Consider the following 12,966-nt stretch of genomic DNA (forward strand, 5'->3'; position numbering starts at 1 on the left):
ATAATTGATAGTCGTTTATTATTAAATTTATTGATATATCAAATATCAAATATCATAAAATGTGGGGGTTGGTTCATTTGAATAGGTCCGGAAAGTTTTTATCTATGTTTTGTGCATTCTCTTTAGGGATAGGTTCACTTACAGCTTGTAATATAAGCGGAAATGAAAGCGTTTCAACAGAGGAATCTCAAGAACCATTAAAGTATTCTGCCATGGTTAAACTTCATACACCAGAAGTTCCTGAAAAAAAGATTCTAGATATATTAGCGGAAAAAACAAACATGGACTTAGATATTCAATTTGTTCCAGCTACTACTTATGTAGAAAAGGTGAATACACTTTTTTCGACAGGATCATTCCCAGACTCCGTTGTTTTGGACTTAGAAATGTTAACACAATATAAAGAAGCCATTCGTGACGGCCAATTTTGGGAAATTGGTCCATACTTAGATGATTATGAAAATTTAAGTAAAATGAGGGATGATGTGCTAGAGAATACAAAGGTTGATGACAAGATTTATATGATTTATGAAGGGAAACCTTTATCTCGTCAAGGTATCATTTACCGTAAAGATTGGGCGGAAAACCTTGGACTTTCTGCACCCAAAAATACAGAAGAGTTTTATGAAATGTTAAGAGCGTTTACTGAAGATGACCCCGATGGAAATGGAAAAGATGATACCATTGGATTAACAGACCGAAATGAATTAATTTTCGGTGCATTTAAAACTGTAGCATCCTGGTTCCATACTCCAAATAACTTTGGTGTAAAAGACGGAAAAATAGTACCAGAATTTATGTTCCCAGAATATATGGAGACATTAGACTTCTTTAGAAAATTACATAAAAACGGCTATATAAACAAAGACTTTCCTGTAACAAGTAAAACAGATCAGCAAGCAATGTTATCAAATGGAACTGCTGGTGTGTATGTTGGTTCAATGGGTGATGTGCAATCTCTTTATACCAATGCATCTGAAATTAACCCGAATGCTGAGTTAGATGTTCACAACCAAGTTGCAGGACCTGATGGTAAGTTTACAGTGTGGTCACTTCCTGGATATGGCAATGCTATATTATTTCCTAAATCGTCTGTTGAATCAGAAGAAGAACTAAAAAAAATATTATCATTCTATGATTATCTCATGACTCCTGAAGGTGCCAATTTAATTTATTGGGGGATAGAAGGCGAACATTACACGATTAAAGATGGAATGGCAAATATAAAAGATCAAAATCTATTTGACCGGGAAGTATTGCCAATTCAAACATTAGAAATTGCTGAACAAGAAACCAATGGCAGATTAAATGGTTATTTCACATATGAACCGAAAGCCAAGGCAGAAGAATTGTTTAAAGATAATGAACAATATCTTATTCCGGATCCAACAATTGGACTCGATTCCCCTACTTTCGTAGAAAAAAGTGCTTCTCTGCAACAAATCATTGATGATGCCACATATAAATACATTATAGGTGATATTGATAAAAAAGGCTTTCAGGCTGCGGTTGATCAATGGAAAAAACAAGGGGGAGATAAAATAATTGAAGAATTCAGTGCATCTTATAAAAAGGAAAATTAATTTTTATAAAAGAGGTTTACAGATAAGTCCTTATTTGACAATCTAAATAACACCTAAAAACCTTGTCAGCAAATATTGACAAGGTTTTTTGTTTACACCCTTTAGTCATAAGTTTTAGAAACTAAATCTATTTTATGTCTTATCCGGGATGACTTGCTTTTATTATGACTTTTACATAGTTGATAGTAAGCTTGTTTATTCTTTAATAGCTCTCGATGATTTCCCATTTCAACTATTTTACCTTTATTTAATACAATAATTTTATCTGCATCCTGAATCGTTGATAGACGATGAGCAATAATGATTGTAGTTCGCTGCCTTGAAATTCTTTTCAATGTTTGCTGGACGACAGCTTCAGTTTCAGTATCAATATTTGCTGTTGCCTCATCAAGGATTAATACAACAGGGTCTGCGATGATCGCTCTTAAAAAAGATAGAAGCTGATTCTGGCCAGTTGATAACACAGTGCCTTGCTCACCGAGCATCGTTTCATATTGCTGTGGTAACGAACGGAAAAAGGCATCAATATTCACCGATTGAGCCGCCTTAATAATTTCCTCGTTTGTAATATGTCGATTATTAAGACGAATATTATCAAAAACTGTTCCTGAAAATACAAATCCATCTTGTTGGATAATTCCAATGTGCTTCCTAAGCTCAGATAATGGAACATCTTTTATATTTATACCGTCAAGTGTGATGCTCCCCTTTTGAATATCATAAAACCTGTTAACCAGTTGAATGATTGAACTTTTTCCAGCTCCAGTTTCTCCGACAATTCCAACTGTCTCTCCAGGTTTTATCGAGAAATTAAGATCATTTAAAACCCACTCCTCATTTTTATATGCAAAAGAAACATGTTGAAACTCAATCTCTCCGCGAATGTTTTCACCATAATGCTTAGGATGGATTGGATTTAAAATTGTAGGCTTTGAATCCAATGTTTCAAAAATTCTTTCAGCAGAGGCAAGAGCAGCTTGAATTTGATTAAATTGATCAGCCAATGCTCTTAATGGCTCAAAAAATTGCCTTAAGTAATGTGTAAATGCATAGACGATTCCAAATGTAATTGCACCATCCAAAACATTTCTTCCACCATACCATACGAGCAAGGCAAGTGAGATATTCCCGAAAAAACCAATTGAAGGATTAAAGATCGAATTCAATACTGTTTGGCGCATTCCTGCTCGGTAATGCTCGTCATTCAGTTCATTAAATCGTTCTAATTGTTTTTCTTCACGAGCAAAAAGTTGAATAATATTCATGCCCGAGAGGTTTTCAGCAAGAAAAGAATTTAGCCGAGATAGAATAAGACGTATATACCTTTGTGCTTTTCTCATGACCGTTTTGAAATAAAAGGTTGTCACTGCAACAGCTGGTATGACAATTAAACTGATGAGAGTCAACTTTAAACTCATGTGTAGCATAATCAAGATAATTCCAATAAGAATTAGCATTTCTTTTATTAAATTTACAATGACCTGAGAATATAACTGGTTGAGTGCCTCTACATCATGCGTAATCCTTGTTACTAATCTTCCGATCGAATGTTTTCCATAATATGCAATTGACATTTTGGATAGATGTTTAAAAATCGTTTGTCTTATATCAAAAATAATGGATTGCCCAGTGAATTGGAGAGTATTTTGTTGAAAGTACATGAGTCCTGAAGAACTAGTAATTACTACGAAATAAAGGATCCCTAATAAAATAAGTCCTTTGTAATCATTGTTGCGAAATTGATCGATTTCATTAGAGCTTAATCGAATGGCGGGGTAAAGCTCTCCATCGATCCTTACTTCATTTTTTTCTAATTGATAATTTTCTGTACTAGAGAGACCTTTATTCCACCCATGAACAAGAAAATGAGTGTTTTCAATCGAAACAATCGCAGCCTCTTGTGCGCTTTCTACTAGTTCAGTTGCAGAAATAGGCTCCTTGATTCGAAAATATATTTTTTCCTGATTGGATGCAGTTTCTTCGTAAGGAATCTTTTGTTGGTTCATTTCTTCCTTCAATTTATTTGCATTCGATTCTTCAACTACAACCATTGGAGAATAGATTCCATTTATATAGGTATCAATTGCAATTTTAATTATGTAAGGTTGTGCCAAGCTTGCGATGACAATGAATCCAGTTAATAGAATCGAAATGAGAATGCGCTTCCAATAAGGTTTGGCAAAGGCAAGTATCTTACTAAGCAATTGTGTATCGCTTAGATTCACATTTTTTTTATCCCTCTTATTATTTATTTTAACTCCTCCTTTTATTGATCCGAACCGTTCTCTCACTAGAAAATGGGAGAGTTGAAGGCTCTAAAGTAAATTCATTTGATTGCAGGATATACATATTTTTATAGATTCCATTTCTTTCAAGAAGTGATTCGTGTGTACCTTGTTCGGCAATTTTTCCCTCATCTAACACAATTATCTTGTCAGCCTTCTGTATAGTTGAAATTCGATGACTGATAATGATGGAAGTTCTGCCTTTTATTTCAGATCGCAATGTTTTCAGAATTCTCTCTTCTGTTTTAACATCAACGGCGCTTAAGCTATCATCAAAGATCATAATTGGTGATTGCTTGATCATTGCACGGGCTATACTTACACGCTGCCTTTGTCCGCCTGATAAGGAAAGCCCCCTTTCCCCTAAAGCTGTATTAAATCCTTCTGGAAAATCCATGATATCTCGATAAACATGTGCCTGTTTTGCTGCTTTATAAATTTGATTGTCTTGATAGTAGTTAGGATCAAATGCAATATTTTCTTTAATGGTAGAGGAAAATAAGAAATTAGTTTGTGGTACATATCCAATTGAAGTTCGAAGCAATTTTAACGGAAGGTCGCGAATATCATAATTGTCAATGAATATTGTATTTCTAGGCGGATTATATACTCGTAAAAGTAAATTAACTAATGTGGATTTCCCGCTGCCTATTTTGCCAACGATCGCTAAACTAGCACCTTTTTCGATCGTTAGATTAATGTTTCGTAATGCATACCCTTTACTGTTTTTATATTGAAAAGATAAATTTCGAATCCTGATTTCGCCTTTTATTTCCTTTAAGGGAACGATTCCTTCTTCATCTTTTATATCCGGTTCTGATGCAAGGACATTACGGAGTCTACTATCGGCTGCTTTTCCTTGTTGAAATAAGTTAATCACTTTCCCTAAATTTTCAATTGGTGCAACTAAAAAAGATAAATACGTATTAAAAGCCACAAACTCACCTAGGGAAATTCTCCCCTTCATTACTAAGAGCGAACCGAACACAATCGACAGCAAATAGCTTAGACCAACGATCCCTTGGCTATACGAGGCAAAGAGGGAGTTTGAACGAATTAATTGTTTGTTTGCTTTGACATTTTCACCGTTTTCTTTAGTGAACTTCTTTATTTCTTCATGTTCCTGAACGTATGTCTTGATGATTCTTATTCCTGTACAAAACTCTTGGACTCTACTTGTCACCGTGCCAATGGCCTCTTGAACTCTAAGGGAATACATTCGAATACTAGTACGAAATCGGTACGCTAGATACGTTAAGCCAGGTAAAGGTAGTAAAACAAGTAAGGTTAAATATACATTTATGGTTCCTGCCATCATTGTAATGGTAATCGAGATTAGCACCATTGCCTCAATCGTTTGGAACACACCTTGCATCCCAATTTGCCTCAGGATATTTACATCATTTACCGCGTGCGCCATAAGGTTTCCAATTCTCTCATGTTGATAATATTCTGCAGGTAATGTCTCCCAATGGGTAAACAATTTTGTACGTAGGTCTCTTTCTAGCATTCTTGATAATCGGAAAATATAAATGCGGCCTGATGACCGAAATATGAAAATACCAAGTCCCAAAATAATAAACCAAGCTGCCAAGCTCCAGAGATCTGAGACACGAATGGTTAAATGCTGGATTCCATCAGTAAAATCTTCAAGTAATAACGGTATGACTAATTGAAGAGCAAGTGACATGGATAATAATACTGAGCCAAGTAAATAGCTCCATTTATGCTGAAAAAAATGCTCATGGAATAAAGGCCGTCTTTTCACTTAACCCCTCCTTCTTCTTAGATGAATAGTGTTAGATTACTCTTTATTCCCTTCATACACAATGGATTTCCCTATCATGTTACATGGATTATTTTGCTTTAAAAGAAAAAAAGCCCCCCTTTACACTGGTGTAAAGGGTGCATTTTAAAAGGTTATTATTCTAATTTTGCATCCCTATTTAAATCATCCATTGCAATTGCTTTCGAAACGAAACCCAATTTCCGCACGCGTCATCGAGGAACAGGGACTGGCTCTCGCGGTCATTCCGGCCAGCTACATCGACGATCTGAACGAACGCATCAGGCGCCAGACCAGCTTCACGCTGGACGACATGTCACCGGTGACTGCCGTGAAAAGCGCCATTATCCCCACGTTCCTGTAACAGGTCCGTGACGACGTGATGACCAGATCGAGTGATGTCCAGACTATGTACGACAACATCCCGACCAAATCGAAGAAACTGTTCTGGATCGAAGGAACGACGCGGCGATGGGACGGTTACACCTACTTCCAGAAGGACCCGACCCAGATGCTCGACTGGTTAGACACATACATGAAGTGAAGTCACTTGGACAGTTTTGGGGGTGTGAAGGTTCGAATGGGGGTTTCGGGCCCCCATGATCACCCTTGCTGTAATGACTAGTGAAAGATGAGTTTTATTAAAGAGCTCTTCCCTTTCACCCAGGGGGCGTCAATTTATTTAATACAGAGTGTTAATACATTATGGAAACCTTATAAATACTCGTAACAAAGTTCAAGATTTAATAAATTTGGTAAAGTAAAGCGCGTTACTTTGGTTGAGTAACGCGCTTAGAAAATATTATTACACCTATTTTGATTCAAACATAAATGGTTTTTTTATAGTAAACTACATTACAACAAATGTAGTCTTATTCTTTAATCCCTTCTAACCACTCTTCGTAGCAAGCATTACAAAGCAACTCTTCAGTTTCTGAACCATCTTTAAAAAAAGTAATGTAATGGTGTTTTCTTTCATCAACTTTATAATCACAATAAAAACAATTATTTTCCAATGTCATCAACCCCTGGGAAAGAATGTGGCTTTCAAACGTAATTCGTTTGAGTTCTCTTTCTTTTACGGTGTACCTTGTATATCATGCTAATCATTTTTTTATTATTCTTTTCCATTTTTACTCGGTCTATAATGATAATTATTTCCATAATCACCTTAGTAATTGATCTTTCAACTATTTGCTGTTTTATCAGAAAGGCTCTCATTTAGTAATAGAGTTATAAAACAAACTTACAGGTCACTGTGAATATTGAAGTATGCCCCATTCTAAAACTTATTAAAACTCCTCTCTCACCTTTTTCTTATAAGTTTTACTTGCTTAAATCAGGTTTTAATACCCGAAAAAAAGCGTCTATTCTAGTTAAGCAGTGTTTACAGGTCAAATTAGGTACATTTAGAGTTCAATGTCGTTTGTTACTGCTTCATTTTCCTAATTTCTCATAAATAAAGGTAACCTATTTAGACATACTATTTTTGAGGTAACTATCTCTGTTAGGATTTTTTCATTTTATAATCGTTATAAAATGTACTCCTTGCGCTGCATTAAACTGTATCAATAGTCAAAGTCGCGTCAGCAACTTTTCTTTTACTGATTAAGGAGATTTATATGAGTACAAACAACCAAAGTAAAGCATCCGGACAGAGTACTGCTGAAAAAAGTAAAGAAGGAGATCTTAAATGGTGGCAATTATCACTAATTGGGGTTGGCTGCACAATAGGAACAGGTTATTTCCTAGGGTCTAGTATTGGAATTAAATTAACTGGCCCTTCTATCGTATTTGCGTTTATACTAGCTGCTATCGGTACATACATTGTGTTCAATTTATTGGCGAAAATGACAGCTGCTGACCCGCAAGAGGGTTCCTTTTGTTATTATGCAAATAAGGCATTTGGGAGATGGGCCGGATTCAGCTGCGGATGGAATTATTGGGGCTCAAATATATTAATCATGGGAAGTCAATTAACAGCTCTCGCTATCCTGTCTCAGTTTTGGTTCTCAAAAGTCCCCCTCTGGGTCTTTGCTTGCGGCTATGCGATTTTGTCCATCTTTGTTGTTCTTTTAGGAACAAAAGGATTTGACAAAGTTGAAGACCTTTTGGCCGTTATAAAAACAGCTGCCATCATTATGTTTATCCTTATAGCCGTTGCTGTTTTATTAGGCTGGCTTAAAGGTGATGGAAATCAAGCAGGATTACCAGGCTCTATAGATGGGTTTTTTCCTGAAGGTTTTATAGGGTTTTGGTCTTCTCTTATCTATGCGTTTTACGCTTATGGGGGAATTGAAGTGATCGGCCTTATGGCCATGCAGCTTAAGAAAAAAGAAGATGCACCTAAAGCAGGAAAGATCATGCTGTTCATTCTCATGATTATTTATGTTTTATCATTAGGACTTGCCGTTATACTTGTCTCACATGACAGTTTTACTGAAAAAGAAAGTCCTTTTGTAACAGCTCTTGCTGATTATAATCTACCCTTCTTTCCACACGTTTTTAATGGCGCCATCATTATAGCAGGCTTTTCGACTATGACGGCTTCATTGTTTGGAGTAACGAACCTTCTTGTAACCCTCGCGAAAGATGGAGATGCACCGTCTTTTTTTGAAAAGAAACTAAAAAAATTTAAGGAATTACCTCTCCCTTCGTTAGCTCTGGGGGCTATAGGATTGTTTCTTTCCGTTGTTGCTGCCTTACTTCTACCTGGTAAAATATTTGAATATATTACGACAGCAGCTGGTTTGCTCTTATTATATAATTGGACATTCATTGTATTATCTTCCTTTAAAGTGCTGAAAACAAAAGGATCGGAAAAAATGATGGCGATTGGAGGCATTTTCTTAATATTCACAGCTATTAGCGGAACTTTACTGGAGAAAACGATACGCACAGGCTTCTTCATTAGCTTATTACTAGTGGCAATCATTGCTTTAGTCACTTTTATCATGAATAGAAAATGGAAAAATACTGGTCATGAAGGCGGTTAATTTATAATCGATCCTATTTATAGTAAGAAAGATTGTCGACGAAATATAAAAAAAGAAGGTAAGCCTAAATCATTTTGGGCCTGCCTTCTTAAATTTAATTGGTAATATATCATTTGGTTCTTCAATTCATCCTTCGAAAGCGGTTCTTCTTTTTCTACTCCTATTCCACATCGATATGCGGATAAGCATTCTTAACATTTTTCCTAAAAGTGTCAAGAGCCTCTTCTTTTGTGGCCTCACCAGTTCCATATAGTTTAGCAGCAGCAATATAATAATCAGTGATATTTTTTATCATAGATAGTCAAAATGTCTGGTGTGCGTTCGGATTCGGCTTCTTTAAAAGCTTCAAATGGATCTTGTCCACCCAGCTGTTCTGTTTGATGATCTTCTTCTAATAATGGATCATAAACAATCTGATTAGCAGGGACATCGCCGTTTTGAACCGCATTATCATAAAGATGTACTTCATCAGCCGCTGCATATTTAGCCTATAAATCGATTGCTTGGGATCTTATTCGGCAACATTAAAACTTAATGGTGAAGTATACTACAGCTTTAAATTGAACTGGATCTACGACTGTCTTTGTAGGAAGTCCATCTATGGCGGGCTTATTACAATTTAATGAACTAGATGGCCCTATTATCAATGGATGCTGCCTTTACCACATGTTAAATCATTACAATGAGAAAGCTGTTCATCAACAATTACAATAAAATATAAAATTTAAATATAGCGATAAATCTTAAGAAAATGCAATCCAAAGAAATATCAAAATAAAGATAACTCCTATTATGATTTGAATAGGAGTTAGTATAGCAGCCTATAATTTCTTCTTCTTAGAACCCAGGTAACTCATTTAAATTGTTTTCACTAATACCGTCCGGCTCACTCCGCAAGATGTCGCGGCCGTATTTATGAAACACATCTACATGGGCTAATTTTCCAGCTTTCGCTTCAGATAGTGCTTCTAAATAATCAAGCTCTCTTCCCGATTCTGTTTGAAAGGCAATCAAGTCGCCATCCTCATTTTTTCTCACAGCTATTATTTTTTCTTGATTCGGATTACTATTGGTTTCGTTTTCTTCGCTAATTTCGTTTACGTTTGTCTGGTTTCGATACTGATCATATGCTTGCTTAAAACGGTCCATTTTTATCACCTCGGTATATGTATCTCCTCAAATGCATTTTTTTATCCGGACGATCATGAATTTGTCGAATATAAAAAGGGCAACACATTACTTTCACACTGAATATCACTTTGAGAATTGTATATGAAGGTGACCCTTTTTCACCCCAAGTTATAAGCAACTTTGAAAAAACAAGGATTGCAGCTTCTTTTTTCCGAACATTTAAAACTTAAGATAATTAGAAAAAAGCTAATCGGAATGGTGACCGATCAGCTTTTAAAGGTTTATTGATTTCCTTTTTTAACCCACTCTGCAACTGTAACAGTGCGCTTAGCTTGATGTTTAACAGCGGCTTGCACATCTTCGACCATTTTACCGTTTTGATCAACTGTAACACTTGTTCCATAAGGATTGCCTCCCGCTGCAAATGTAACTGGGTCTGTGTATCCAGGAGTTGCGACAATCGCTCCCCAATGATACATAGTTGTATAAAGGGACAAAATAGTTGCTTCTTGACCGCCATGAGGATTTTGAGCAGAGGTCATAGCACTAACTACTTTGTTCGCTAGTTTTCCGTTAAACCAAAGTCCCCCTGTCGTATCTAAAAATTGCTTCATTTGAGATGGCATGTTTCCAAACCGGGTTGGAACACTGAAAATAATGGCATCTGCCCATTCTAAATCATTTAATGTTACCTCTGGCACATCCTTTGTTGCTTCTACATGTGCTTTCCATGCCGGATTTGATTCAATAGCAGCTTGAGGAGCCGTTTCAGCTACCTTTACTACTTTTACATCTGCTCCTATTTCTTTAGCATCCTCTTCTGCCCATTTAGCTAATTGATAATTTGTACCTGATGAGCTGTAATAAATAATAGCTAATTTTATATTTGACATAGTGTTTCTCTCCTTTTTAGTTGAATTTCCAAATAACCTCTCTAATAAACCCATTTTCTTTCACCGCCTATTTTATTTCTAGAATTTCAGTATAGATGAATGTGCTCACCCCCTTAGAATTTTGAACTCTCTATTCATTTTCGTATAAACGAAATATTTTATTCTAAAGTTTTCATTTGTCTGGTGAAAATGGAAATAAAGTATAATTGTTAATGGTATGAATTAAAATATTTTGAAATAGAGATATTTGCCCAAAAAAATAGGATGAAATTTATATGAAACAAATCATTTCATTGTTCTTAATGCACTGCCCTAATTACTTAGAGTTTTTTCTCTTCATATTCATAAAAGGATATATTGAAAACAATTTAATAATTTATATATATCTTGAACTAATCCAATTTTCTTACATCAAACGGAATCAGAACCCTTTCAATTTTATCTCTTTGGGATTCATACTGTTTAGGCAACATCAATTTTTCACCCATTGTCTCCTGTGATTCGTCATGGGCAAATCCTGGAGGATCTGTTGCAATTTCAAATAAAATTTCTCCGTGCTCCCTAAAATAAATCGCATTAAAATAATTTCTGTCCTGAACCGAGGTTACTTGATATCCGTGATTTGCGACATGTTTTTGCCACTTCAGCTGATCTTGATTATCATCAGCACGCCATGCAATATGATGAACAGTCCCTGCACCCATTTGACCCTGTCCGATCGGTGTTAATTTTATATCGATCATATTGCCGATATCTCCTGACGATTGATACCGAACAAAATCCCCTTCTCGTTTCACGAGTTCAAGCCCCATTACCTTTTCCAATAATTCAGCGGTTTTCTGCGGTTGTGCTGAAAGGAGCGTGGCACCGCCAAACCCCTTGATAGCGACATTAGGTGAAATGCTGCTAAAGCTCCACTGATTTTTCTCTCCTGCTTCTCTTTCAACGATTTCTAAATGAAGTCCATGAGGGTCATCAAAATCTAAATATTGCTCACCAAATCGTTCTAATTTAGTGAAGGGAATATTAAATTTTTCCAGCCTTTTTTCCCAAATTGTCATGGCTCCTTTTGGAACAATATAAGAGGAAAGCGCCGGGCCAAGGAAAAAATGTAATGATTGTTCCCTGTTTCCCATCTTCATCACCGAAATAAAGATGATAAGTACCAGGATCATCAAAATTTATCGTTTTTTTCACTAATCTTAAACCTAACACCCCAGCGTAAAAATCTACATTTTCCTGGGGATCACCAACAATTGCTGTAATATGATGAATACCTTTTGTTTTATAGGTCATTTACTTTTCTCCTTTTTAATTTATCTTTAAACTTGTTTTTTTTGTTTTTATCTCGAAACAATATATTTTTAATTCGAGATAATAGTAATACAGAGTTATATTTTTGTCAACAGCCTTCCTTTCTGTACAGGATGTTGAGCATAAAATATCTAATTTTTTAAATAATTTAAAGTGATTCGGCATTTTACTTGATTAAACTTCCTTTTTTCGTAAACGTTTCAGATAAATCATTTAAGATTTTAAATAAATGTCCAATTGCTATCAGTATTTATTCGTCGGCAATTTATGATGGTTTCACCCATTCTCATTTTACAAGTATTGTAGTTTGCCTTTTCGAAGATTAATTTCGTGCAATTTTTGTCCTTTTCAAGTTAAAATAATAATAGATTTGTCGAAAAACGTAAGTAGGAGTGGGATAACAACTTGTGAAGAAACTATTAAAATTCTTTCTGTTCATCCTCTTTGCATTTGTCGCCTATCAATCTTTCTTATTCATTAAGGAATATCCTGGCTCAGCAGACCAGGTTGAATACGAAGTAAATGCAGAGACTTTGCCGACTGAACTGCATCCATTTGTAGCTGAGAAAACAGAGATTTTAAAAGAAAAAACAGCGGAAAAAGGGATTACGATTCTGATCACAGATGATTACCGCTCATTTGAGGAGCAAGACAAGCTTTATGACAAGGGCAGAAAGACTCCTGGTAATGTCGTTACTCATATGGAGGGAGGCGAATCCTATCACAACTTTGGCCTTGCAGTCGATTTTGCTCTTCAGCTCGAAAATGGTAATGTGATCTGGGATACTGAATATGATGGGAACAATAATGGTCAATCAGATTGGTTTGAGGTTGCAGAAATTGCAAAGGAGTTAGGCTTTGAGTGGGGAGGAGACTGGCGCGGATTTAGAGATTATCCCCATCTCCAGATGGATTTTGGCTTAACCATTAACGACCTGCAGGAAGGAAAACGTCCAAAATACCCGGGATAAAATCCCG

The 12,966-nt window shown here is 35.9% G+C and carries 9 protein-coding genes and 1 pseudogene; 4 read left to right on the forward strand and 6 right to left on the reverse strand.

The annotated features are described in order from the left end of the window. Positions 1-104 precede the first annotated feature (104 nt). Positions 105-1,583 (forward strand): extracellular solute-binding protein, encoded by a 1,479-nt coding sequence (locus tag IC621_RS04145; protein WP_191156144.1) that lies wholly within the window; start codon positions 105-107, stop codon positions 1,581-1,583. Positions 1,584-1,684: 101 nt separating this feature from the next. Here the strand turns inward: IC621_RS04145 and IC621_RS04150 are convergent, their stop codons facing one another. Together IC621_RS04150 and IC621_RS04155 are read right to left on the reverse strand one after the other, a co-directional pair. Then, positions 1,685-3,808, reverse strand: coding sequence for an ABC transporter ATP-binding protein (locus IC621_RS04150; protein ID WP_318153001.1), 2,124 nt, complete (start codon positions 3,806-3,808; stop codon positions 1,685-1,687). 28 nt (positions 3,809-3,836) lie between these two features. Next, positions 3,837-5,636: an ABC transporter ATP-binding protein gene (locus IC621_RS04155; protein ID WP_191156021.1), complete on the reverse strand. Its 1,800-nt coding sequence runs from the start codon at positions 5,634-5,636 to the stop codon at positions 3,837-3,839. Between the two features lie 166 nt (positions 5,637-5,802). On the opposite strand from IC621_RS04155, the gene IC621_RS26330 reads away from it, so the two are divergent. Then, positions 5,803-6,018, forward strand: coding sequence for a hypothetical protein (locus IC621_RS26330; RefSeq protein ID WP_224752302.1), 216 nt, complete (start codon positions 5,803-5,805; stop codon positions 6,016-6,018). A 508-nt stretch (positions 6,019-6,526) separates the two neighbouring features. On the opposite strand, the gene IC621_RS04165 is transcribed toward IC621_RS26330, so the two are convergent. Continuing rightward, positions 6,527-6,670 carry a hypothetical protein gene (locus IC621_RS04165; RefSeq protein ID WP_191156023.1) on the reverse strand — a complete coding sequence of 48 codons (144 nt, stop codon included), beginning with the start codon at positions 6,668-6,670 and terminating at the stop codon, positions 6,527-6,529. Positions 6,671-7,276: 606 nt separating this feature from the next. Here IC621_RS04165 and IC621_RS04170 point away from each other — a divergent pair. Then, positions 7,277-8,650 carry an amino acid permease gene (locus IC621_RS04170; RefSeq protein WP_191156024.1) on the forward strand — a complete coding sequence of 458 codons (1,374 nt, stop codon included), beginning with the start codon at positions 7,277-7,279 and terminating at the stop codon, positions 8,648-8,650. Between the two features lie 837 nt (positions 8,651-9,487). Here IC621_RS04170 and IC621_RS04175 read toward each other — a convergent pair. The 3 genes and pseudogenes from IC621_RS04175 to IC621_RS04185 all read right to left on the reverse strand — a co-directional run bounded on the left by IC621_RS04175 (position 9,488) and on the right by IC621_RS04185 (position 11,970). Continuing rightward, on the reverse strand, positions 9,488-9,799 hold the full coding sequence (locus tag IC621_RS04175) for a DUF3892 domain-containing protein (protein ID WP_191156025.1): 312 nt from the start codon (positions 9,797-9,799) through the stop codon (positions 9,488-9,490). 263 nt (positions 9,800-10,062) lie between these two features. Further along, entirely contained in the window at positions 10,063-10,728 is a 666-nt protein-coding gene (gene wrbA, locus IC621_RS04180) for an NAD(P)H:quinone oxidoreductase (protein ID WP_191156026.1), read from the reverse strand. Positions 10,729-11,066: 338 nt separating this feature from the next. Next, a pseudogene (locus IC621_RS04185) lies at positions 11,067-11,970 on the reverse strand (ring-cleaving dioxygenase). 425 nt (positions 11,971-12,395) lie between these two features. On the opposite strand from IC621_RS04185, the gene IC621_RS04190 reads away from it, so the two are divergent. Continuing rightward, positions 12,396-12,959 (forward strand): M15 family metallopeptidase, encoded by a 564-nt coding sequence (locus IC621_RS04190; RefSeq protein WP_396652968.1) that lies wholly within the window; start codon positions 12,396-12,398, stop codon positions 12,957-12,959. The last annotated feature ends 7 nt before the right edge of the window (positions 12,960-12,966 follow it).

The sequence above is a fragment of the Metabacillus arenae genome (assembly GCF_014773385.1).
In the GTDB taxonomy this organism is placed as follows: domain Bacteria; phylum Bacillota; class Bacilli; order Bacillales; family Bacillaceae; genus Metabacillus_D; species Metabacillus_D arenae.